Here is a 22,843-nt window from a genome sequence, read left to right as displayed (position 1 = left end):
GGGTCAGCTCGATCTCCCAGCCGATGCTCGCCAAGCTGCGCGCCAAAGGCGTGCGCAAGGAACGCGTTGTGGAATTCCGCAACTGGGCGGACCTTGAGCGCGTGCAGCCGCTGACCGGCCCCTCGCCGATGAAGGCGGAGCTGGGCATCGACACGCCGCATGTGGCGCTCTACTCGGGCAATCTGGCCAACAAGCAGGGTCTGGAGATCCTGCCGGAGCTGGCCCGCCGCCTGAGCCACCGTGCGGACCTGACGATTGCGGTCTGCGGCGACGGGCCGATGCGCGCACGGCTTGAGGAACTGGCGAAAGACCTGCCCATGCTGCGGTTCTTCCCGCTGCAACCGGTGGAAAAGCTGAGCGATCTTCTGGGCATGGCGGATGTGCACCTTTTGCCCCAGATCGCGGGGGCGGCGGATCTTCTGTTGCCGTCGAAACTGACCAACATGCTCGCCTCGGGCCGCCCGGTGGTGGCCACGGCGGATGCGGGCACGGCGCTGGCCGAAGAGGTCGACGGCTGCGGCTACAACGTGCCGCCCGGCGATGCCGAGGCCATGGCCCGCGCGGTTGAAACCCTGCTGGATGCCCCCGAAGAGCGCGCGGTGCTGGGCACCGCCGCCCGGACCCGCGCCATGGAACGCTGGGACATGGGGGCGACCCTCGCCCGGGTGAAAGGGCAGCTGGAGGCGCTGGCGGGCTCGGGTGAGACCGCCCCGGAGAACGCGCGCAAGGACAGGGCCGAAGAGGCCTGAGAGCGCCCGGCTCTCCTGTGCGGCGGGCTTATCCGAAAACCCGCCCCACTGTCCGAAGCCGATGGGCGGTTACGCCCCGCGCCGTCGCAGCACCCGCATCAGGCCCAGAGCGCCGATCAGCAAAGCGCCCCCGGCTGGCAGCGGCACCGGTGTTGTTTCGCCGAAGGCGACGGTCAGCGTGTCTGACGGCAGGGCAAAGACAAAGCTGGACCCCGATGTGATGCCCAGGCTGGCGAAGCTTTCGTTTGCAAAGGTAATCTCGCCGGCAAGCGGGGCACCGGAGATGTAGCTCGGCGCGACGTTCAGGGAGAAAAACAGCTCCCCCGTCCCGATCCCATAGGCGGCCACCGCAAGCGAGTCCCCCGTGGATGTTCCAAGAGCGCCGCTGCCATAGGTGCCAAAGGGCGCGCCGGGCCCGACAACGGAAAACCCGATGGTCGAAACCGATGAGCTGAACAGGCTTGTGCCGGCCGGGGCCAGGATGCTGGCCGGCCCAAAGCCCAGATCCGGGGCGGCGCCGGTCAAATCAAGACTGCCGCTGAAGCTGCCCACAAGGTTGCTGCCTTGCTCGGAAAATTGCCACAGAACGCTGGCCTCGGCCTGCTCTGCGATTGAGAAAAGCGCCAGGATGCTGGCCGCCAGACCGGTTGTGACTCGTTTTAGCATAAGAGTATCCCCCAAATTGAATACAGCGCTTTGCCCGCGATCCGGGGCAGTCCACCGTCAGACAAACAACAGCGGTGGGTATCTGCCGTCACGCGCAAAGGGCCCCGGCGCAAAATACGGCAAGCCCGCTTCAAAAGCTACGCTCCCCGCATGCGCTCGCGGACATGTCAGAAGTCCCGCCACGAAAACCGGTTCCCCCGCAGCGCTTTGCGCCTTATGATCCCTCCGATCTTGTTGAACCCCTTTATGGCTCACCACGTCCCGAGGTGCCGATGTCCTTTTCAGAAAGTCTTTCGCCGTCGCCGCGGACCCCGACGCAGGGCATGAACCTTGCCGGATTGCTCTGGTTTGTCCTGATGTGCGCCGCCGCCCTGCCGATTTTCTGGCTCGGCTTTGTCTCGCTCGGCAATGCCTGGATGACGCCGGAATACAGCCACGGACCGCTGATCCCGCTGATTTCGCTCTATCTTTTCCTGCGCGAGCTGCGCAATGCGCCGCCGCTTGACCCGCTGAAGCCGGTCAGCCGCCTGCCCGGCGTGATCGTGGTGGGGGTTGGTCTCATCATCGGGATTTTCGGCAATCTCGTGCGGATTCCAGATGTGGTGACCTATGCCTTCATCATCTGGACCGGCGGCGTTGTGCTGACCTGCATGGGCTGGCAGCGCGGGCGGATGCACCAGCTCCCGGTGCTGCATCTCGTCTTCATGCTGCCGCTGCCGCAGTTCCTCTACTGGAAGCTGACGATTGCGCTGCAGCTGGTCTCCTCCGAGGTCGGCGTGTGGTTCATCCGCATGGTCGGCATTCCGGTCTTCCTCGAAGGCAACGTGATTGATCTGGGGGTCTACAAGCTGCAGGTGGCCGAGGCCTGTTCCGGCCTGCGCTACCTCTTCCCGATCCTGTCGTTCAGCTATCTGACGGCGATCCTCTATCGCGGCCCGTTCTGGCACAAGGCGCTCCTGTTCCTGACCGCCGCCCCGCTGACCATCTTCATGAACGCTTTCCGCATCGGGGTGATCGGGATTCTGGTGAACTACTACGGCATCGAACAGGCCGAAGGCTTCCTGCATGTGTTTGAAGGCTGGGTGATCTTTGGCGCCTGTGTGGGCCTTCTGTTCCTGCTTGCGGTGATCCTGCAGCACACCACCCGCAACCCCAAGACTCTGGCCGATACCATTGATCTGGATTTCCAGGGTCTGGGCGGCCAGGCGGCGCGGGTGCTGTCGATGGTCCCGAGCCGCGGGCTGGTCAGCGCCGCGGCGCTGTCGATCGCCGTATCTGCCGCCTGGGTGCTGGCCCCGCAGCCGCAGGGCGAGCGCGTGGCGCGTGAGAACTTCCTGTTCTTCCCCAAGGAAATGGGTGACTGGCGCGGCATCAGCCAGCCGCTGGATCAGGCCACGCAGGACGTTCTGAAGGCCACCGATTACGTCAACACCACCTTTGCCGCGCCGGGTGAGGCGCAGACGGTGAATTTCTTCTCGGCCTTCTACCAGAAACAGACCGAAGGCGCGGGCATCCACTCGCCCGAGGTCTGCCTGCCGGTGGGCGGCTGGGAGATGTTCTCGCTGCAATCGGTGCCGGTGTCCTTCCCGGGCACGGTCTATGGCGATTTTGCCCTGAACCGGGCGGTGATCCAGAAGGGGCTGTCCAAGCAGATGGTCTATTACTGGTTCGAACAGCGCGGCAGCCGCATGACCAACGACTACGCCGTGAAGGCGGGGGTGGTCTGGGACGGGCTGACCCGGCAACGCTCGGACGGGGCGCTGGTGCGCTTCGTGACGCCCATGGGGCGGAACGAGAGCGAGGCAGACGCCGAGGCGCGCCTGCAACGGCTGATGGCACAGGTGCTGCCCAAGCTGCCGCGGTTTATTCCGGAGTAAGGCCCCGGAGGCTGGTCGTCGAACCTGATGGTTCGCCTCGCGGGGCAAGTACCTGGTGGTTCGCGTCAGCGGCCTCCTCAAGCCCGCCTTGCCTTCCCCCTGCGAAGAGGCGACAAATCGGGGCACGCCTGATCCTGATGTGAAAGGATGCCCCGCCCGTGACCGGCCCCCCCCCTGTTTCAAAGACCAAAATTGCCCCGGAGCGGGTGGTCTGGCTGGGGCTGGCGCTGGTGTTCTGCGCTGTGGAGGCGGCGCTGATCGCGGCGGATCTGCGGCTCCTCGGCTCGCCGCTCTGGCGCCCGCTTGCCTATCAGTACGGCGGTTTCTGGGCCGGGCTGCTCTATGGCTGGCAGGCGAACTATGCCGCCCAGCCCTATGCCATGTTCCTCAGCTACATGGTGCTGCACGCGGGCTGGCAGCACATGCTGGGCAACGTGCTGGCGCTGGGATGGCTGGGGCTGCAGCTTGAAGGGCGGATCGGCGGGCGGCGGCTGGCCATGCTGTTCCTGATCTCGGGACTGGGCGGCGCGGTGGGCTTTGGCCTGCTGTCCACAAGCCCCCGACCCATGGTCGGGGCCTCGGGGGCAATCATGGGGCTGGTGGCGGTCTGGATCGCCCTGGACGCGCGCGACCGGCTGGCCGAAGGCGCCTCAGGACGCGCGGTCCGGCACATGGTACTGGGACGCACGGCGCTGGTGGCGGTGCTGAACCTGCTGGCTTCGGTGCTGGAAGCGGGCGGGCTGGCCTGGGAGACACATCTGGGCGGCTTTGTCGCCGCCGCGGTGGTTCTGGCCGTGATGCCGGGGATGCGGTCTCCGGGGTAAACCCGAAAACCCACTCAGTTGTTGTGATAGCCTGCCCCGTAGCGGCCATAGGCGCTGTATTTGCCGCCATAGCCATAGCGTTTCATGCCGCGCGGGCTGACGCTGTTGAGGACAAGGCCGCTGACCGGGCGGTTGACGCTTTCGAACATGTCGAGCGCCTCGGAGACCAGCGTCTTTGACGTGCTGTCCCATTTCACCACAAAGATCACCCCGTCCACCTGCTGCGCCACGATGCGCGCATCGGGCACCACCAGAACGGGCGGCGTGTCGATGATGATCTGGTCATAGACCCCGCGCGCCTCGTCCAGAAGCGCCGCGAACTTGTCGGAGGCAAAGACATCCGCCGCGTTGATCCGGCTTTCCTCGCCAAACAACACGTCGATGCCGATGGCCTCGTCGGTGACAACCGCCTCTTCTAGGCTGTGCTGTTCGGTAAGCACACCGATCAGCCCCTTGGGCTTTTCGATGTTGAAATAGGCCGAGAGCATGCGCCGCCGCACATCGCCTTCGATCAGCAGCACCCGCTTGCCCATGCCCGCAAGGTTCTGCGCCAGCGCCATGGAGACAGTTGTCTTGCCCTCGCCGGGGATCGACGAGCAGACCAGCAGCACCTGCGGCGGGTTGTCGAGGTTTGACAGCAGCACCGAGGTGCGCAGGTTGCGGATCGATTCCGCTGCTGCCGAAGAGGGTTTCTCCGCCAGGTAGGTCAGCACCGCCTTGCGCCGGCGCGCCGGGATGCGCGGCACCTCGCCGAGCACCGAATAGCCCGAGAAGCGCTCCAGCATGGAGGCGCTGCGGAAGCTGTCATTGGCCGCCTCGCGCAGGAGCACGAGCAGCGAGCCGACCAGCAGGCCGAGGAAGGCGCTCAGCATCAGGATGCGGGATTTCTGTGGCGAGGCGGGCAGCACCGGGATCACCGCCTGCGAGAGCATCCGGCTGTCCGCCTGCTGGATGCCCTGCTGCGCCGAGGTTTCCTTGAGACGGGCGAGGAAATGCTCATACAGCAGGCGGCTTGCCTCGGCCTCGCGGGTCAGCTGCTGCAGCGCGATCAGGTCTTCGTTCTGCTTTTCGATGCGCGCCTCGAACTCGGCTTTCGAGGCTTCGAGCGCGGCCATTTGGTTGTCGATCCGGGTGACGTCCTGCGCCGCGCGCAGGCGGGTGGCCGCCAGACGGTCCTCGAAGGCCTGCGCGATGGCGGGTTGGGTGATCCGGGGCAGCATGGCCCGCAGCTGACTGTCGCCGCTTGCCGCCACCTGCTCTTCGGGCGTGCGCGCCGCGGCCAGCGCCGCCTGTTTCTCGACCGCCGCCGCCCGGCGCAGGCCGGTGTCCTCGATGCGGTCACGCAGGTCCTTGAGCTGGCGCTCCGTGGCGGCCAGCGCCTCGGGGCTGATCAGGTCGGTGCCGGTGCTGAAGGCCTTGGCCCGGCTTTCGGCGGCCTCCAGTTCGGCCTGCAACTCGGTCACCCGCTCGGTGAGCCAGCCCGTGGCCTGTTCGGTTGCGTCGAATTTCACCTCGAGCTGGTTGCGGATGTAGGTGTCCACCAGCGTATCGGCCATGCGCGCCGCCTTGCGCCCATCCTCCGAGGTGATCGTGACCTCAAAAACCAGGCTGTCGGGCACCGTGCGCACGGACACCGCCCGGCGCAGCGTGTCGATGGTGACCTGTCGCCGGAACTGGTTGGCGCGTTCCTCGGAGACCTGCTTGGGGGCGGCGGTCATGCCGAGCAGATCTTTGACGAAGGTCTTGATCTGCGCCACCTGACCGGGCGGACGCAGGGTGGTGTTGAACTCCGGGTCCTCCATGAGGCCCATGCCATCCACGACCTTGCCCAGAAGATCGCGGCTGCGCAGCACCTCGACCTCGGTGTTCACCACCGAGCTGTCCCGCGACAACCCGCCCATGACGCTGTCGAGGTTGAGCACCTCCTGGTCGCGGTTGTTCAGCATGACCACCGCCGTGGAGCGGTAGAGCGGCGTGGCCACCGCATAGGCGTAATAGCCGCCGATGAGGATCGCGGCCACAACCGCAATCAGGATGATCAGCTTGCCGCGCCAGAGCACCTGCAACAGCGCGCGGATATCAATCACACGCTCGTCCTGCGCGTCACCCTTGCCACGGGCGATGCTGGTCTGACGGCCTGCGGAAAAAGTCGTGTTCATCAAGTCCGCCCAACATCCCCAAAACGCGCCGTTTGGCGCAATTATACCCGGCCCCCCACGGGCCCTGAAATCAAGAACGGTATAATCCGTTCCGGGGCGCACATCCAGCCAAACCCCATCCCGTCGCCCGGCCAGCCCGCACCACGCCCAATCAACAGGCCCTGAAACGGGCCCCGGACCCGTCCTTTGGAACAGACATCCAGTAGACCTTGCCCGCGCGACGTGGTCTTATAGCGTCGTGTCGGGCAGAGCCCGCCTGCACACGCATTTTGGAAACACTTTTATTCATAATGATGCCTCTTCCCAGACCTCTACCGGCACAGGATTGCCACATCCGCCCCATTGACGATTTACATCCCACGTCGCATGGGACATTTTCGCGCCCGGAAAGCGTGGCCTCTGCCGGATACGGCAGGTCCCAAAAGCCGCAGATCGCCCCACGGAGGCCAGATGGCCAAGACTGAACAAGCGCGCCGCGTTCTGATCGTGGTCGAGAACCTGCCGGTGCCGCTGGACCGGCGGGTCTGGCTTGAGGCGACGACACTGCAGGCGGCGGGCTATGAGGTTTCGGTGATCTGCCCCATGGGGCGCGGCTGGAACGAGCCCTACGAGGTCATCGACGGGGTGCACATCTACCGCCACCCTGCCCCGCCCGAAGCCCATGCCGGGGCCGTGGCCTATGCCCGCGAATACCTGCACGCCATGCGCCACTGGTTCCGCCTTGCCCGCGTGGTCAAGCGCGAGCGCGGCTTTGACGTCATTCATGGCTGCAACCCGCCGGATCTGATCTTCCTGCTGGCGCTGCGCTATCGCCTGTCCGGCGTGCGCTACATGTTTGACCATCACGACGTCTGCCCGGAGCTGTTCGAGGCCAAGTTCGGCAAACGCGGCCTGCTCTACAAGATCATGCTGCTCTGGGAGCGCATCACCTTTGCCTGTGCCGATGTCTCCATCGCCACCAACGAAAGCTTCCGCGCGATCGCCATGCGGCGCGGCAAGATGAAGCCCGAGAACGTCTTTGTCGTCCGCTCCGCCCCGCGCATCGAGAAATTCCAGCCCGGCCCCGGCGATACCGCTGCGCGCAAGGGCGCAAAGACCATGCTCGGCTATGTGGGCGTCATCGGCCAGCAGGAAGGCATGGACCTGCTGCTGGAGGCCATGCATCACCTGATCCACGATCTGGGCCATGACGATGTGCATCTGGCCATCGTCGGCTTTGGCCCGCATGTGGATGTGGTCAAGGCGGATGTGGCGGCCAAGGGTCTTGAGGCTCACGTCACCTTCACCGGGGCGCTGTATGACGAGGACCTCCTGAAGGTGCTCAACGAGATCGACATCGGCGTGGCCCCCGATCCGAAGAACCCGATGAACGACATCTCGACCATGAACAAGGTCATGGAATACATGACGCTGGAAAAGCCTCTGGTGCAGTTTGACCTGACCGAAGGCCGCGCCAGCGCCGGGGATGCTTCGCTTTATGCGAAATCGAACGATGCGCAGGATTTTGCCCGTTGCCTCGCCCGGCTGATCGAGAACCCCGAGCTGCGCGCCGAACTGGGCGCGAGGGGCCGCGCGCGGGTGCTGGAGTCGCTGTCGTGGGATGCTTCTGCGCCAAAGCTGCTCGCCGCCTACGACCGGATTTTCAGCATGGTGGGGCAAGACACCGCCTCCGAACCTGCCCCGCGCAAGGAAGCAGAGAGCTCCTGAGGGCTGGTATAGGCCGGGGCCTCATGACCGATCTCCACCCCTCATCTTGTCACCTGAAGCCCTCAGAGATCCGATAAAACGCCTCCCAGGCGGCACGCTGCTCTGGCGATATTCCATCGTCTGTGCCTTGGGCCAGATCCTCGGGTGTGATCCAGTCCAGGTTCAAGGGCAGCGCTGCGGCGCATAGAGTTTCGACCTGCTCGGGCGTCAGATTGACCCCGATGAGCCGGGAGAGGCCCGCCTCGCCGTTCGCCGTGTCAACAAGGGTCGCAACGAGGGTCTGTAAATCTGCGGCTTCAGCGTTCTCTGGAAAGGCTTGTACAAGGGCATCAATCTGGAAAAAATCCTGCTCCCACGCACCGCCGCAGGCCCATTTCACCGCGACAGGCGTGAGAACAAAGTCAAACCCAAAGAAGACGTTGCGTATGGGGGGCGTTTGCGCCGAAGCGCTTGCCGCCAGAAGGCCAAGGCAAAGAGATGCAAGACGAAGACGACAACCCACTGAATCAAGTCACCTTTACATGTACACGCCAGCCAATCTCAGAAGGGAAGTCCCAGCCCTTAAAGAACGCCCGAAAACAGGCGATTACATCGTCAATAAACAACCCCTCATCCGGCTGATGCTCAATATGCCCCGCCCCGCAGACCAGAGTTTGCGTGCCTTTGAACGGCGACTTTACGTCGAACAGGAACGCCCGCTGGATGTCACTGGATCCCTTGGCGCGCCTCTCCAGAATACATGTCACGCGACCACCAGCCACCTGTACGAAGCTGCCGTCATCTTTGGTCAAAGACGCAAAGGATGTCTTGCCGTGGCTTTTTAGGCCACGCAGCACCCTTTCAACCGTTGAGAAATCGGCAACCCGCACCGGGTTCTTGTTTTCCGCTTCCAGCAACATAATGACAGGCTAAGAAAGCCCCGCCCCAAAGTCCACAGCCGCCTCGGCTTCGCTGGTCACCGGCTGCATTGCCAGACGGATTTCGGGGATGGTTTTCATGCCCCTCCCCCCGCAGAGCGCACAAACTGGCTGGAGAACTTGACGTTATAGGCGTGAAATTCGCCGTCCGGTGTGAGGACCAACTCGGTGATGTTCGCCCGCTGAAACGCGTCGTCCTGCGCGTCGTCTTCCACCCTCAGGCTGACAACAACCGCGCCGTCGTCCTCTCCCATGAGCTTGTAGTCATAGGCAACCGCCGCCCCGAAACACAGGATGTCTCCGCCCTCGATGATCAGTTCGGAGGCGCTGTCCTCCGCCTCGACCCAGCGGCCCTGCATCTGCGCCGGCAAAGGGGCTTCCCTGTCAAACCGCTCCATCCCTGCACTTCCTCAATCCTCGTAATACCCCCGATACCAGTCCACAAAGGCCGCCACGCCGTCTTTGACGTCCGTCTGGGGCTTGTACCCTGTCAGACGCTGCAACAGCGCCGTATCGGCCCATGTGGCGGGCACGTCGCCTGCCTGCATCGGCATCAGGTTGCGCGTGGCCGTCAACCCCGTCGCTGCCTCGATGGCTGCGATGTAGTCGGTCAGCTGCACAGGGGCGTTGTTGCCGATGTTGACCACGCGATGCGGGGCCACCGGGGAGAGGCTGTCGCCCTCCTCCACCACGCCGTCTTCGGGCCGCTCCGGCACGGCGTCCATCAGCAAACGGATCGCCTGCACCAGGTCCTCGACGTAGGTGAAATCCCGCTTCATGTCGCCGTGGTTGTACACGTCGATCGGATTGCCGTTCAGGATCGCGCGTGTGAACTTGAACAGCGCCATATCCGGCCGCCCCCACGGCCCGTAGACCGTGAAGAAACGGAACATGGTGACCGGCAGGCCAAACAGATGCGCATAGGAATGCGCCATGTTCTCTGTCGCCTTCTTGGTGGCCGCATAGAAGGACATCTGGTGATCGGCCTTATGCGTCTCCACGTAAGGCATCTCGGTGTTCGCCCCGAAGGCCGAGGAGGTGGAGGCCAGCAGCATGTGTTTGGGCGGATGCGCCCGCGCCGCCTCCAGGATCTCGAAGGTGCCGGTGATATTGCTCTCAAGATAGCTGCGCGGGTTCTCGATCGAATACCGCACCCCCGCCTGCCCTGCGAGGTGGATCACGTAATCGGGCTTGTGCGCCTCGAAGAGCGCCATCATCCGCCCCGGGCTTTCGATACTGTCGTTGACCACAGAAAACCCGGCGTTCTGCAACAGCATCGCCTGCCGCCGCTCTTTCAGCGTGACGTCGTAGTAATCGGACAGGTTGTCGATCCCCACCACGGTGAAGCCCTCGGCCAAAAGCCGCGCGCAGAGGAAGTAGCCGATGAAGCCCGACGAGCCGGTGACGAGAACCGTGCCAGCCATCAGTCCGCTCCAAACAGATCGCGGGTGAAGACCTTGTCTGCCACATCCGCAATGTCATCGGTCAGGCGGTTGGCGACGATCAGATCGGCCTCCGCCTTGAAGGCCTGCAGATCGCGGATCACCCGGCTGCGGAAAAACTCATCCTCCTCCAGCACCGGCTCGTAGACGATGACCTCGACACCCTTGGCCTTGAGCCGCTTCATGATCCCCTGAATGGAGGATTGGCGGAAGTTGTCGGAGCCGGCCTTCATCACCAGCCGGTAGATCCCCACCACCTTCGGCCCCTTCATCAGGATCTGATCCGAGAGGAAATCCTTGCGCGTGCGGTTGGCATCGACAATCGCCCGGATGAGGTTCTGCGGCACGTGGCTGTAGTTCGCCAGAAGCTGCTTGGTGTCTTTCGGCAGGCAGTAGCCGCCATAGCCAAAGGACGGGTTGTTGTAGTGCCCGCCGATGCGCGGATCGAGGCTGATGCCGTCGATGATCTGCCGCGTGTCCATGCCGCCCGCCATGGCGTAGCTGTCGAGTTCGTTGAAGAAGGCGACGCGCATGGCAAGATAGGTGTTGGCGAAAAGCTTGATCGCCTCGGCCTCGTCCGGGTCGGTGAAGAGGGTTTCGACCGCTTTCGTTTCCGCCCCTTCGAGCAGCAGCCCGGCAAAGACCTGCGCCCGCTCCGAGCGCTCTCCGACGATGATCCGGGAGGGGTGCAGGTTGTCATAAAGCGCCCTGCCCTCGCGCAGGAATTCGGGGCTGAAAATGATCTGGTCGGTTTCCATCTCGTGCCGCAGATGGCGCACGTAGCCCACGGGGATGGTCGATTTGATCACCACCGTGGCGCGCGGGTTCACCGCGAGAACCTCGGCGATCACCGCCTCGACGCTGGAGGTGTCGAAGTAGTTGTTCTTGGGATCGTAGTTCGTGGGCGTGGCCACGATGACAAATTCCGCATCGGCATAGGCGCTCGGCGCATCGGTGGTGGCGGTGAGCGACAAATCGCGGCCCGCAAGGAACGCCTCAAGCTCCGCATCGACGATGGGGCACTGGCGGGCGTTGACCATGTCCACGCGGGCCGGGGTGACATCCACCGCCGTCACATCGTGGTTCTGCGCCAGAAGGACAGCGTTCGAGAGGCCCACATAGCCCAGCCCGGCAACGGCGATCTTCATGACGTGTTCCTTCTTGCGGCTGCATTCCCAAGTGTTCCGGGATTTGTCCATACGGGGCATTGCCCCCATGGACAAGCCGGGGCGCGCGCGCGGGCTGATCCCCGCTTGGGCAAAGCCCCTGCCCCGATCAAAAAAACCGCGGTTTGCGGTTGTGCCGCGCCGGAGGCTGATGTTTGTGTGAGCCAATACAGGAGAGAGGGCCCAGCCTCATGCCATCACGGATTATCGCGCGCGGGGTGATGCCGCTCTACATGCTGGCCTGCGGCTTCCTGCATCGCCGTCACCACCAAAAACCGCCCTTCGACATGGGCCAGTTCACCCGCGATTACGCCCGGCTGCCCGCCCCGAAACCACTGCCGGAGGCGCTGACCCGGCGGATCTTCATCTACTGGAAACAAGGGTTCGAGAACGCCCCGCCGATCGTGCAGGCGATCCGGGCGCGCTGGCAGAGCCTCAATCCCGGCTGGGAGGTGGTGGAGATCACCGAACAGAGCGAAGGCGACTGGGTCGACATGTCCGACATTCACCCCGATCTGCCCATCGCCACCCGCAGCGACGTGCTGCGCCTGCGGCTGATCGAGCGGCACGGCGGCATCTGGGCCGATGCGACGCTGCTGCCCATGCGGCCCCTGGAGGACTGGCTGGGGGCGCTGATGGACGAGGGCTTCTTTGCCTTCCGGCAGGACATTCCCTATCGCCGGGTGTCCTCGTGGTTCCTCGCCGGGGTGCCGGGGGCGGCGATTGCGGCGCGCTGGCAGGACTGGTTCGGCAGCTACATCGCCCACCGCCCGCATCCCATCGCCTATTTCGCGGTGCATTTCTCTTTTCTGGCCGCCATGTGGGGCGGATCGGCGGCGGCAAAAGCCTGGCGCCGGGTGCCGGTGCTGAGCGCGGACGGCCCGCATCATCTCAAGTGGCTGCTGCATGGGGCCGACGATCCGGCCAAGCGCCCCTCCCCCGAAGAGCTCGCCGCCGTGCCGGTGTTCAAGCTGGCCTGGAAAAACGAGGCCGAGAGCGTCGAAGGGGTCACGGCGAAGCTGGCGGAATTCGGGATCGCGGATCCCTGGGGTTAGGAGGCGGCTTCCGGGATCGGCCAGAGCGCGTAGTCCTGCGCATAGAAATCCCGGACAAAGGCGGTGATCGCCGTCTCATCCGCTTCTGACAGCGCCAGCCGACGCCCCTGCCCCGTGGCATAGCGTGCGCGCGCCGCCCGCTTGCCCCGGTCCAGCACGGCCGCCATGCCCGGCACACGCTTCAGCGCCGATTGCAGCCCCTTGGCCCGGTGCAGAAGCCGCGCGGCGGGCGGCAGGTCATAGGTTTCGGCGGCGCGCTCCTGACGCGCGTGGATTTCGCTGCCGGTGCGCTCGGAGAGCGTGGCAAAGAGCCCGGCGATGTCGGCGGTCTCATAAGCCTTGGCCCGAATGCCCGATTGCCCGGAACGCCAGTAGAGATGCTGCGGTTTGAAATGGGTCAGGGAGAAGTCATCGAGGACCGTCTCGGCCGAGCCCTTGGCCGCCAGCCTGTCCATGACCCTGAACACCATATCCCGGCCCTCTTCGGGGCTGGCCAGACGCAGATCCGTATCGGTGAAGGTGCGGCAATACTCGGAGACCGAGGACAGGAAGCGTTTGCGCGGATCGCGGATCAGGCAGAAGAGAGCATAGCCCTGCACTTCGGCCCAGAGGTCCGGATAGAACCCGGCAAACTCGTCGATCCCCAGATGGGCGCGGTCGACCTCGATGCCTTTTGTCTGGGCCGGATCGGCGTGCCAGAGGCCGAAACCGATGTCGTTGAACGGCGCAATGGCGCTGCGGATCGAGGTGCCACCGGCCTTGGGGTTATGGAAGAAAACGAATTGGTGTTTGTGCGAAATGATCACGGCGGGTCTGCTCCAGGGCGCGTGAAAGGCAAAGGCGCCGCTGTCTGACCTATCCCGCAGGGGGCGGACACTCAAGCATGATGCATGGGATACCCATTTGGTACTTATATGGTATCCATGTAGTACTTTATTAGTAATAAAAAGATACCGGATAGCTACCCGATACTAAATGCATATCTGATAGCTACTGGATACTATCAAGGTAACAGTTGAGTAGCTGATAGCTACCGGCTACCATATCCGCATAACAAACATCATGAGGGAGCAGTTCTCATGCCGATCATTTCTTTCGCCAACCCCAAGGGCGGGGCGGGCAAGACCACAACCGCCTTGCTTCTGGCCATGGAGCTTGCCGAACGCGGGGCAGGGGTCACCATCATCGACGCAGACCCGGAGCGCTGGATTTCGCAATGGGCGAACCTGCCGGGCAAGCCGGACACCATCATCATCCAGAGCGACGTGACCGAAGAGAGCATTGTCGAAGCCATCGACGAAGCCGCGCAGGAGAGCCAGTTCGTCATCGTCGATCTCGAAGGCACGGCGAGCCTGATGGTCGCCAATGCCATCGGCATGTCCGATCTGGTGGTGATCCCGCTGCAGGGCTCTTCGATGGATGCCAAGGGCGGCGCCAAGACCATTCGCCTGATCCGCAACCAGGAGCGGCTCGCCCGCCGCAAGATCCCGCATGGCGTGGCCCTGACCCGCACCAGTGCTGCGGTCACCTCGCGCGCCATGAAAAACGTGCAGGCCCAGCTGGCCCGCGCCGGGATCGAGGTTTTCCGCACCCCAATCGTCGAGCGCGCGGCTTTCCGCGATCTGTTCGACTATGGCGGTACCCTGTCGACGCTGGACCCGGCACTGGTCAGCAACATCGAGAAAGCCCGTCTGAATGCGCAGGCCTTCGCCGGTGAAGTGCTGTCCTGGCTGAAATCGAGCCGCATGGCGGAGGTGAGCTGATGAAGGAACGCGCCGATCTGGGATTTGACGACGAGCTGGAAGGGTTCGACCCCGCCGACTGGGCCCCGAAACCCAAGGCAAAACCGAAACCCGAAGCGCAGGCGGCCAGCCGCGAGCTGGCCGAAGCCACGGGCTTCCGCTCCCGCGAGCCTGCCAGGGCCAAACCCGATCCGAAGCCGGCAAAACCGAAAAAGCCGGCCAAAGGGGCAGGGGAGACGAAACCGGTCCGCCGCCGCCGCACCGGGCGCAACGCGCAGTTCAACATCAAGACCAAACCCGAAACCATCGAAGCCTTCTATGCCATCGCCGATGCGCGCGGCTGGGGGCTGGGCGAGACGCTCGAACACGCAGTCTCTCTCATGCAAAAGGAGCGGCGTTGACCGCTCCCGTTCTTTTGGTGTTTCAGGGCTTTTCTGACTCTTTCAAAGCCCGTTTGGGGCCTCCGGAGCCACCCAGCGGGCTTTGGGGTGTTATATATGTGTTAAATATAGTGTTACGCCCTCTCGAATCGGCATTTTTCCAAACAATTCCAAAATCTTGCGAACACCCCCCGTGTGTAAAGTGGTGATTCTGCGTGTGTAAAGTGGTGATTCCCCGTGTGTAGAGTGGTGATTCCAAATTCCGCGAATCAGACCCCTTTAAAAACAGGCCATAACCCTTTGATCCCGATTCGTTTTTCGCAGTTCGAGCGTGGGTGAAGTGTCGTTTGCCCGTGGGCGAAGTGTCGTTTTGGCCTTGGCGTGTGTGAAGTGTCGTTCTAGAGTGCCCCGTGTGTGAAGTGTCGAAGGGAGCTGCCATGACCACCGACTACCCACTTTTGCCGGACCGCCACCCGCAAGGGGACTTCTTTGTCTGCGACATTCTCGATGCCGCGCCGAAAGGGGATGTGGGCTCCATGGAGCACCCGATCTTCTCGTTGTCGACGAAACCGGACACACGCCCACGCAAATACGAACACAACGGCATGACCGTCGAGATCAAGCCCTCGGTCGACGGGCTGGCCACGGTGCATGACCGCGATGTGCTGATCTACTGCATCTCGAGCCTGATCAAAGGCATGAACGAAGGCCGCGAGCCGCAGCAGGTGATCCGCTTCCAGGCTTCGGACCTTCTCAAGGCGACCAACCGCATGACCACCGGGCGCGGCTACAACCTCCTGAAGGCGGCCATGGAGCGGCTCGCGGGCACGCGCATCTCGACCAACATCACCACCGGCGGGCAGGAGATCTTTGAAACCTTCGGGCTGATCGAACGGGCGCGGATCGTGCGCGAAACCCGCGACGGGCGCATGCAGGAGGTGGAGGTCAAGCTGTCGGACTGGGTGTTCAACGCCATCCGGGCGCAGGAGGTGCTGACCCTCTCCCGCGAATACTTCCGCCTGCGCAAGCCGCTGGAGCGGCGCATCTACGAGCTGGCGCGCAAACACTGCGGACGCCAGCGCGAATGGCGGGTCTCCATGGAGGTGCTGCAGAAGAAATGCGGCTCCGGCTCCACCCTGCGCGAGTTCCGCCGGCTGGTTTCGGCCATTGCCAAGGAGGACAAGGAATACGGCCATATGCCGGACTACGAAATCCGCATCGACGAGGAAAAGGACCAGCTTATCGCCCGCTCGCGCGGCACCGTCGGCCCGGATATCTCGGACATGGTCCGGATCCCCGAACTGGACCCGGATGTCTACGACATGGCCCGCGCTGCCGCGCCGGGCTGGGATGTGCGCATGATCGAGCAGGAATGGCGCCGCTGGGCCTCGGAGGTTCCGCGCAATCCGGAGATGGCCTTCCTCGGCTTCTGCCGCAAATGGAACGAACGCCGCGGCACCCCCTGATCCGCGCCTCTGTGCGGTTCGGTGCCGTTTCAGCGTGCCGCCTCAGGAAATCTTGCTTTTTATTTAATCAAAGGCTAACAAATTGTGAGGGCAGTCACTGCCAGATTGCTCACATTTGTTTTAATTGTTGATAGTCTCAAACAGGTCTTCGGGACGCGGATTTCACGGCACAAAGAACGGGTTGGATTATGGATTTCTGGACATTCGTCATGGCGGCCTACTGCCTGAGTGCGATCATGGCGATTACGCTGACTTACCAGGAACAGAAACGACGCGGGCAAAGCTCCCCGGTCTACTCACTCATCGGGTATCTTCTGTGCACGGTCTGGCCCGTGGTCGCGACGGTCATGGTGGTTTTCTACAAGGCGGGCAACAGCCGGCCTCTGGTCGGACGCGCCGACTGACAGATTTGTTTTTAAACGGTCCGCCCGGAGGTCCGGGTATGCCGACAATGTATTTTGAACCGCGTGCCAAGGGTGCACCGGCTTCGGGGGAAAACAGTTTTATGCCGGCATATGCCTACGATAACGCTGAAGCGATTGCGGTCAGAGAGGCCCCCCTTTACGAAGAGGTTCCGGTTCGCTCCGGTCTGTACAGGGCAGGGGGCAAGCGGTTGCTTGACGTCCTGCTGGTCCTGATTTCAGCCCCTGCGGTGCTGCTTATCTTGCTTCCCATGGCGCTGCTTGTGGCCTGTGACGGGAGCAACCCGTTCTACACGCAGATGCGGGTCGGCCTGAATGGCCGGATCTACCGCATGTGGAAGCTGCGCAGCATGGTGCCCGACGCCGAGGCCCGTCTCAAGACACACCTCGCCGAAGACCCCGAGGCCCGCGCCGAATGGGATCACCATCAGAAGCTCAAGAACGACCCGCGCATCACCCGCGTGGGCCGCATCCTGCGCAAATGCTCGCTCGACGAGCTGCCGCAGCTGTGGAACGTGCTCCGGGGCGACATGAGCCTTGTCGGCCCGCGTCCGATGATGGAGGACCAGCGCGCCTTCTACCCGGCCAAGGACTACTACGCCCTGCGGCCGGGCATCACCGGCCTGTGGCAGGTCAGCGCCCGCAACGAGAGCGCCTTTTCCGATCGCGCCCATTTCGACACCGATTACAACCGCCGCCTGTCGCTGAAAGAGGATGCCAAGATCCTCGTGGCCACGGTGGGTGTGGTTGTGAAAGGCACCGGGCACTGACGGCCTGAAGGCCGGGCCTATTCGGCGATGAAGTGACGGAAGGCCCCAATGCAGCCTGTGCACTGCGGGCCGGGCCCGCCCAGGATCGTCTCAATAGCTCCAAACGAGCGCCGGGGTTCCTCAAAGGTTGTGACCAGAACATAGCTGGCCCAGGGACCGGCCTCTATGCGCTGTCCGTGGCTCTCGACCGGACCGCCATATCCTTGGGCGAGGAGGGTGCTGTGCATGTCCTCGGGAAAGGGGCGCAACCGCATCTCGAGGGCTTCCGGTGAGAGGGGTTGGCCGATCCCGGCCATGATGGTCTCAAAAAGCTCTGTCACTCCCGGCACCCGCTGTTCGGTCACCGCCAGGCAGGTCTGTATGTCTTCGGATGGCTTCGGGCCGGAGAAAATCCAGATCATGCCGCCTTTTGCCTCAAGCACCGCGTCGATGTCACTTCGGGGCGGCGGAGGCGGCGCGATACCCCCGGTTTCGGCGACAAAGGTGATCGCCTCAGGCGTGACAAAGGCGAAATCGCTGCAAAGGAAATCGTCGGCAAGGGCGGGGGAGGTCGCGAAGGCGAGGGCGGCCAAGAGGCGGATCGTCATTGGCTGGCCTTTGCATAAACCTCTGCGAACCGCGCAAGAACGGCCGCTTCGGAGTAGACCTCCTCGGCGCGGGCGCGCGCGGCTTTGCGCATGGCCTCGGCCTCTTCGCGCGGCATGGCCTGCAGGCGGTGCAGGGCGTTCAGAATATCCAGTGGCGTGGTGCCGGTCTCAATGGCGCAGCCCTCGAAGAAGTCCGGCAGGTTGCATTCGGCGCTCATGGCGATGAGCGCGCCTGACTGCGCCGCCTCCAGCACGGTCATCGGCAGCCCTTCACTCATCGACGGCAAGAGGAACACATCGGCGCGGGCGTAGCTGGCGGCCTTGGCCTCCCCGTATTGCGGCCCGGCATAGAGCGCGCGGGGGGCGGCGGCGATCTGCGTCTCGAAATCGCTCTCCCCGTCGATCCAGCCGCAGAAGACCAGATGCGCCTCTGCCTCCGGCACCTCTTCGCAGAACTGCGTCCAGGCGGTCAGCAGCGCGGGCCAGCCTTTCTTTTCGTGGATGCGGGCGAGGAAGAGCCAGACCGGCGCGCCCTGAGGCACCTGCGCCTCCCATGGGGCGGGGGCGTCTGGTGGCGGGGCAGGCGGGACGAAGTTCGGCACAATCTCCGAGCGCAGACCGGGCAGATGCGCGTCCAGATCGCCGCGTTCCTTTTTAGTCAGCACATGGATGGCAAAGGCGCGGCGCAGGGCGGCGCGTTGGTAGAGTTTTGAGACAGCGGCCTTGAGCTTGCGCGAGCGGGAGAGGATCCACGGCTCCAGCATGCCATGGGGCGAAATGATCCCCGGCACCCCGCGCAGCATGGCGAGGTATCCGGCAAAGACATGGAACATCCAGATGCCGTGGATGTGCACGAGGTCATAGCGGTGGGTGAGCATGTGCCATGCCATCCCCGGGGCAAAGCCGTAGCGGGCGGGGCCAAAGGTTTTGAACTGGCGATAGGTGACGCCCTCGGGCCAATCCTGTTGGGCTTCGACATCCGTATCCGAGGCGAAGGAGAGGACGGTGATCTCATAGCCGGGGGTGCGGGCGAGGGCGGCGGTGAGCATGCGCACCGCTTCGGTCACGCCGCCGCCAGCAGGTGAGATGAAGGGCAGTACGATCGCCAGACGGGTGGTCATGGGCGCTCCACAAGGCTTGCCACGGCCTCTGCAAAGGCGGCGACATCGCCGCGCGGGGCGGCCTCGGCTGCGCCTTGGGAGAGGCGCGCCCAGAGGGCCTCGTCCTGATCGAGCAGGCTCATGTAGCCCGCAAGGCTTTCGGGCGCGTCATGCGGGAAGGCAAAGCCACCCACCCAATCCTGCACCAGAAGCTCGCGCGCGCCGCAGGTCTCCGAAAGCAGCACCGGGCGGGACAGCGCCTGCGCCTCGATCACCACATTGCCGAACTGTTCCTCAAGGCTGGGCAGCAGGAGCGCGAGACTGCGGGCGAGGGTTTTCGAGATGGCCTCTGTCTGGATAAAGCCGTGAAACACCACGTGATCCTGGATGTTCAGTTCTGCCGCGCGGGCTTTCAAAGAGGCCTCCAGCGGGCCATTGCCGCAGATCTCCAGCGCCCGCGTGCCGCCCGCCGCGCGGTAGAGTGCATAGGCCTCAAGCGCCATCCGGAGGTTCTTTTTCTCCACCAGTCGCGCGACGATTACCCAGGGACGCTCCGCAAAGGCAGGCTCGTCCGCGCCTTGCGCCTGCGCGCGCATGCGGGCGATGGAGAGCGTGTTGTAGGGGCTGGCGACGGGGCGTTTGGAAAAGCCGAGAAAGCGGAAGTAATCGGCGGCGCGGCGCTCGGTGCTGATCGCGCCGTGATAGGGGCGCAGAACGAGGCTCTTGAGCCATTCGGAGCGGGCCCGGCGCGGTTTGTCATCGAATTTCGAGCAACCCATGGTGAAGACCCGCTGGCCGGTCAGCCGCAAGAGCAGGGCGAGGGCAAAGACCTCCGGGCGCTCGTAATGGCACAAAAACCACGTGGCGCGGCGCCTCGCCCATCCCATCCGGAGCAGCGTGCGCAGGCGGCGCATCAGCCCCGGGGTCTCTCCCGCGCCAAACAGCGTGGTCTTGTCAAAGGCCGCGCGGCTGTCGCTCTCCCAGTCATAGGTGACATCCTGCGCAAAGAGCTCGATCCCCTGCACCTCGGCTTCCGGGAAACGGCGGGCGACGGCCTCGACGCGGTCGGCGTGCATCGGGCCGAAGTTGTTCCACAAAAAGATCAGTCTGCTCTGGCTCATACGCGGATCTCCAGCGCCCTTGGGGGCACGAAAGGCCCGGCTTTCGTTATGCCGATTGACGCGCGCGGCGCAACCGGTCCGGGGCGGGGTGTTGCGTGCAGGCGGGGCGGAGCGCCCGGTGGTGTCGAAAATTGTCAACATATTGGGCGGACTGTCTGAGCATCACCCGGGCAGAGGCATGGGCTTTGCCCGGAGCGGAGCATTCGAATTTCCAAAGGGGACCGCCATGTCTGATTATTTCAGCAAGTACAGCCGAAGCATCACCTCGCCGCCGTTCGGCGGCTATGCCATCTCGCCCGATGACGCCACGGACCTGTCCACGGTGACGCGGGCGCTGAACGTGGGGATCGCCGGCGCGGTGCGCGCCACGTTGCTCGATGGCAGCGTTGTGACGCTCAACCTCGCCGCGGGGACGGTCTTTCCGATGCGGGCCACCCGTGTCTGGGCCACTGGCACCACCGCGGGCGATATCGTGGGGCTGTACTGATGATCGGGCTTCTCACCGGCACCAGCATGACCGCCCCGGTGGTCCTGTCGGCCCAGGGCGGCGGGCTCGCGCTGATTCAATCCGCCGATGTGATCACCGCCTCCACCGTCATTCTTTGAACCAGGGCACCGCGCGGCACGCCGAGGGGGTTCCCCCCGGCCTGTGCCTGCGCTGCCTCTCCGGGCAACCGGATCCATAAACGGAGTATAAGGCCATGGCCGTTGCAATTCCCTCACTTCCGATGACCGGGAGCAGCCTGAAAACCTCTCTCGATGCCTTGCGGGCCGCGGTGCCGTTCAAGGCCAGCTCCGTCACCGAGATGCAGGGGCTTTCCGATCTTGTGGCGGGGGACCGCTGCCTGCTGCCGCAGGGGGCTTTTGACATCGTCGACGGCCTGAGCCTGCCGACAGGGGAGACCGTGATCGACCTCACCGGCGGTCTGCAGGCGGTGTTGTCCGTGGGCGCGCCTGTGGCCGATGTTGCGGCGCTTCTGGCCGACACCCGGACCCCGGCCTTCTTCGAGACCGGGGCCTGCCTGCGCACCCGCGCCGAAGGCTTTTCCTATGACGTGGCCGATCCGGCCGCGAGTGATGCGCATGTGCAGACCGCTGGCGGTGTGAAGCTTTATGCGCGGGCGGGCGAGAGCGGCTTCAACGTGCGCGCCTTTGGTGCGGTGGGTGACGGGGCTGCCGATGACAGCGCCGCCGTGGCCATGGCCTTCACCGCCGCCGTTGCGGCGCGCCAGACGCCGGCCGTAGGCTCCAACGCGGTCAACCTGCACCGCATCCATTTTCCGGGCGGCGAGTATCGCATCACCACGCCGCGCAGCCTGATGGATGCCACGGGCCTGCCCCGCAGCATGGGGCTGAGCTTTGAGGGCGATGCCAGCGGCACCTCGATCCACTTCGATTACAACGGCGATGACTATCTGGCGTATAATGACAACGAGCTGTTGTTCGTGCGTTTCCGCCACCTGCGGTTCACCTGTTCCTCGGACCTCTCGAAGTTCCTGTTTGTGGATGCCAATGGCGGCGCGCAGGATATCCTCTTCGAGGATTGCAACTGGAACGGGGTCTGGCAGAAGCTGTACCGTCTCGAAGGCTCCAACAACAATTCCGAGTGGAAGTGGAGCAACTGCGCCGTGACCGCCAGCATCCGTGACGTGATGCTCGATATCCCGTCTGCGAACAGTTCGGACCAGTTCCTGAACTACTGGTTCACCAATACCAAGCTCTGGCTTTATGATGGCCAGTGCATCCGCGCGCACAAGGGCGGGCATTTCCACTTTGTGAATTGCGACTGGTCCGGTCTTGAACCGGGCATGACGCTCAACACCTCGGTCAATGGCGGCGCGCTGTTCGAGCTTCTGGGCGCGACGCACTCCCGTGGGGTCTGTTCCCTGACGGTCACCGGCGGGCGGTTCGAGCACAAGAACAGCAACTCGAAGCTGCTCTACTGCGAGTGGCCGCATGGCACGGTCAGCTTCCGCGACGTGGATTGCGCGCCGGTCAGCCCGGTCGGCTACGAGACCGTCACCCATGTGGAACTGAACACGGGCAACGCGGCTGGCCCGCAGGTGCTGTTCGACAGTTGTGACCTGATTGGCCAGCACAAGTACGTCAACGGCACCAATGGTTGGAATTTCGAGCACAATGCCCGGTACAATCTGTGCACGATCCGTCACGACAATCCTGATGAGTTCCTGGTCTTTGACCGCACCTCCAATCGCGGCGGCAGCTGGCTGGTGGCGCTCGATCGCTGCAAGTCGGCGACACCGAACCTGATCAATGGCGAGATCGTGGTCTGGGATGCGGTGTTTGGCGCGCGCTATGCGATGAACAGCCATTTCGGCAAGCGGTCCTTCGTGTTCCGCAGCGCCGATGGCCGGGGCACGCCGCTGACCACCGGCACCTTTGCAGCGACCCTGCCGGCCGGAGCGCTTGTCACCCGTGTCAGCTTCCGCAACTCTGGGTTGCTGACATCGAGCATCACCGCCGACTTCCAGGTCGAGGATGGAGCGGGCACGGTGATCGCAAGCACCAGCGGCGTGCCGCCGCTGAACGTAGCGTGGTCGGTGGACGCTCCCACCTGCTACATGGTTCCGGCCGGAGAAGAGCGGCTGGTCCTGCGCAACACCCAAGGCACCGCCAACCAGAACGGCACAACGCTGTTTGTCGAGGTCGAGTTCATCGCCTGATCCGAGGGA

23 protein-coding genes are annotated in these 22,843 nt (G+C 63.9%); 12 read left to right on the top strand and 11 right to left on the bottom strand.

Annotation, left to right across the window (positions count from 1 at the left end; genetic code table 11):
* Window positions 1–749, top strand: a 749-nt coding sequence (locus tag E4662_RS23185) for a glycosyltransferase (protein WP_136444018.1), incomplete at its 5' end; no start/stop codon positions are given.
* A 69-nt stretch (window positions 750–818) separates the two neighbouring features.
* Here the strand turns inward: E4662_RS23185 and E4662_RS23180 are convergent.
* Window positions 819–1,415, bottom strand: coding sequence for a hypothetical protein (locus tag E4662_RS23180; RefSeq protein ID WP_136444017.1), 597 nt, complete (start codon window positions 1,413–1,415; stop codon window positions 819–821).
* A 272-nt stretch (window positions 1,416–1,687) separates the two neighbouring features.
* Between E4662_RS23180 and xrtD the strand changes: the two genes are divergently transcribed.
* Window positions 1,688–3,292, top strand: a complete 1,605-nt coding sequence (gene xrtD, locus E4662_RS23175; protein ID WP_136444024.1) for a VPLPA-CTERM-specific exosortase XrtD — start codon at window positions 1,688–1,690, stop codon at window positions 3,290–3,292.
* A 158-nt stretch (window positions 3,293–3,450) separates the two neighbouring features.
* Window positions 3,451–4,116: a rhomboid family intramembrane serine protease gene (locus E4662_RS23170; RefSeq protein ID WP_136444016.1), complete on the top strand. Its 666-nt coding sequence runs from the start codon at window positions 3,451–3,453 to the stop codon at window positions 4,114–4,116.
* A gap of 14 nt (window positions 4,117–4,130) precedes the next feature.
* On the opposite strand, the gene E4662_RS23165 is transcribed toward E4662_RS23170, so the two are convergent.
* Window positions 4,131–6,275, bottom strand: coding sequence for a polysaccharide biosynthesis tyrosine autokinase (locus E4662_RS23165; protein ID WP_136444015.1), 2,145 nt, complete (start codon window positions 6,273–6,275; stop codon window positions 4,131–4,133).
* Between the two features lie 450 nt (window positions 6,276–6,725).
* Between E4662_RS23165 and E4662_RS23160 the strand changes: the two genes are divergently transcribed.
* Window positions 6,726–7,982, top strand: a complete 1,257-nt coding sequence (locus E4662_RS23160; protein ID WP_136444014.1) for a glycosyltransferase family 4 protein — start codon at window positions 6,726–6,728, stop codon at window positions 7,980–7,982.
* Window positions 7,983–8,031: 49 nt separating this feature from the next.
* On the opposite strand, the gene E4662_RS23155 is transcribed toward E4662_RS23160, so the two are convergent.
* From E4662_RS23155 to E4662_RS23135, 5 genes are all read right to left on the bottom strand, one after another.
* Window positions 8,032–8,484, bottom strand: coding sequence for a hypothetical protein (locus E4662_RS23155; protein WP_136444013.1), 453 nt, complete (start codon window positions 8,482–8,484; stop codon window positions 8,032–8,034).
* A gap of 4 nt (window positions 8,485–8,488) precedes the next feature.
* Entirely contained in the window at window positions 8,489–8,881 is a 393-nt protein-coding gene (locus E4662_RS23150; protein WP_136444012.1) for a hypothetical protein, read from the bottom strand.
* A gap of 95 nt (window positions 8,882–8,976) precedes the next feature.
* Window positions 8,977–9,297, bottom strand: coding sequence for a hypothetical protein (locus E4662_RS23145; RefSeq protein WP_136444011.1), 321 nt, complete (start codon window positions 9,295–9,297; stop codon window positions 8,977–8,979).
* A gap of 12 nt (window positions 9,298–9,309) precedes the next feature.
* Window positions 9,310–10,323: an SDR family NAD(P)-dependent oxidoreductase gene (locus E4662_RS23140; protein WP_136444010.1), complete on the bottom strand. Its 1,014-nt coding sequence runs from the start codon at window positions 10,321–10,323 to the stop codon at window positions 9,310–9,312.
* Window positions 10,323–11,489 carry a nucleotide sugar dehydrogenase gene (locus E4662_RS23135; RefSeq protein ID WP_136444009.1) on the bottom strand — a complete coding sequence of 389 codons (1,167 nt, stop codon included), beginning with the start codon at window positions 11,487–11,489 and terminating at the stop codon, window positions 10,323–10,325. The genes E4662_RS23140 and E4662_RS23135 overlap by 1 nt, the downstream gene beginning before the upstream one ends.
* A gap of 209 nt (window positions 11,490–11,698) precedes the next feature.
* Here E4662_RS23135 and E4662_RS23130 point away from each other — a divergent pair, with 209 nt between their 5' ends.
* On the top strand, window positions 11,699–12,562 hold the full coding sequence (locus tag E4662_RS23130) for a capsular polysaccharide synthesis protein (protein WP_136444008.1): 864 nt from the start codon (window positions 11,699–11,701) through the stop codon (window positions 12,560–12,562).
* On the opposite strand, the gene E4662_RS23125 is transcribed toward E4662_RS23130, so the two are convergent.
* Window positions 12,559–13,368: a sulfotransferase family protein gene (locus E4662_RS23125; protein WP_136444007.1), complete on the bottom strand. Its 810-nt coding sequence runs from the start codon at window positions 13,366–13,368 to the stop codon at window positions 12,559–12,561. The two genes, E4662_RS23130 and E4662_RS23125, sit on opposite strands and share 4 nt — an antisense overlap.
* Window positions 13,369–13,641: 273 nt before the next feature.
* On the opposite strand from E4662_RS23125, the gene E4662_RS23120 reads away from it, so the two are divergent.
* The 5 genes from E4662_RS23120 to E4662_RS23100 all read left to right on the top strand — a co-directional run bounded on the left by E4662_RS23120 (window position 13,642) and on the right by E4662_RS23100 (window position 17,342).
* Window positions 13,642–14,325, top strand: a complete 684-nt coding sequence (locus tag E4662_RS23120; RefSeq protein WP_136444006.1) for a ParA family protein — start codon at window positions 13,642–13,644, stop codon at window positions 14,323–14,325.
* On the top strand, window positions 14,325–14,705 hold the full coding sequence (locus tag E4662_RS23115; protein ID WP_136444005.1) for a stability/partitioning determinant: 381 nt from the start codon (window positions 14,325–14,327) through the stop codon (window positions 14,703–14,705). Before E4662_RS23120 ends, E4662_RS23115 begins: the two co-directional genes overlap by 1 nt.
* A 416-nt stretch (window positions 14,706–15,121) precedes the next feature.
* Complete coding sequence (locus E4662_RS23110; RefSeq protein ID WP_136444004.1) at window positions 15,122–16,150, top strand: replication initiator protein A; 1,029 nt, start codon at window positions 15,122–15,124, stop codon at window positions 16,148–16,150.
* A gap of 188 nt (window positions 16,151–16,338) precedes the next feature.
* Window positions 16,339–16,554, top strand: coding sequence for a hypothetical protein (locus tag E4662_RS23105; RefSeq protein ID WP_136444003.1), 216 nt, complete (start codon window positions 16,339–16,341; stop codon window positions 16,552–16,554).
* Window positions 16,555–16,655: 101 nt separating this feature from the next.
* Window positions 16,656–17,342: a sugar transferase gene (locus tag E4662_RS23100; RefSeq protein WP_136444023.1), complete on the top strand. Its 687-nt coding sequence runs from the start codon at window positions 16,656–16,658 to the stop codon at window positions 17,340–17,342.
* Between the two features lie 17 nt (window positions 17,343–17,359).
* Here the strand turns inward: E4662_RS23100 and E4662_RS23095 are convergent, their stop codons facing one another.
* From E4662_RS23095 to E4662_RS23085, 3 genes are read right to left on the bottom strand one after another with little or no spacing between them, the layout of a single operon-like run.
* Window positions 17,360–17,929 (bottom strand): hypothetical protein, encoded by a 570-nt coding sequence (locus tag E4662_RS23095; RefSeq protein WP_136444002.1) that lies wholly within the window; start codon window positions 17,927–17,929, stop codon window positions 17,360–17,362.
* Window positions 17,926–19,050 (bottom strand): glycosyltransferase, encoded by a 1,125-nt coding sequence (locus E4662_RS23090; protein ID WP_136444001.1) that lies wholly within the window; start codon window positions 19,048–19,050, stop codon window positions 17,926–17,928. Before E4662_RS23090 ends, E4662_RS23095 begins: the two co-directional genes overlap by 4 nt.
* Entirely contained in the window at window positions 19,047–20,150 is a 1,104-nt protein-coding gene (locus E4662_RS23085; RefSeq protein ID WP_168798069.1) for a glycosyltransferase, read from the bottom strand. Before E4662_RS23085 ends, E4662_RS23090 begins: the two co-directional genes overlap by 4 nt.
* Before the next feature lie 226 nt (window positions 20,151–20,376).
* Between E4662_RS23085 and E4662_RS23080 the strand changes: the two genes are divergently transcribed.
* The gene (locus E4662_RS23080) at window positions 20,377–20,637 is read left to right on the top strand and encodes a spike base protein, RCAP_Rcc01079 family (protein WP_136443999.1); all 261 of its coding nucleotides are present in this window, start codon (window positions 20,377–20,379) and stop codon (window positions 20,635–20,637) included.
* Window positions 20,638–20,851: 214 nt separating this feature from the next.
* Complete coding sequence (locus tag E4662_RS23075) at window positions 20,852–22,834, top strand: glycosyl hydrolase family 28-related protein (RefSeq protein WP_136443998.1); 1,983 nt, start codon at window positions 20,852–20,854, stop codon at window positions 22,832–22,834.
* Window positions 22,835–22,843: the final 9 nt, after the last annotated feature.

This window comes from Pacificoceanicola onchidii (genome assembly GCF_004804335.1).
In the GTDB taxonomy this organism is placed as follows: Bacteria; Pseudomonadota; Alphaproteobacteria; order Rhodobacterales; family Rhodobacteraceae; genus Pacificoceanicola; species Pacificoceanicola onchidii.
The sequence above is the reverse complement of the archived record's forward strand: the minus strand, read 5'-3'. Positions and strand labels throughout refer to the sequence as shown.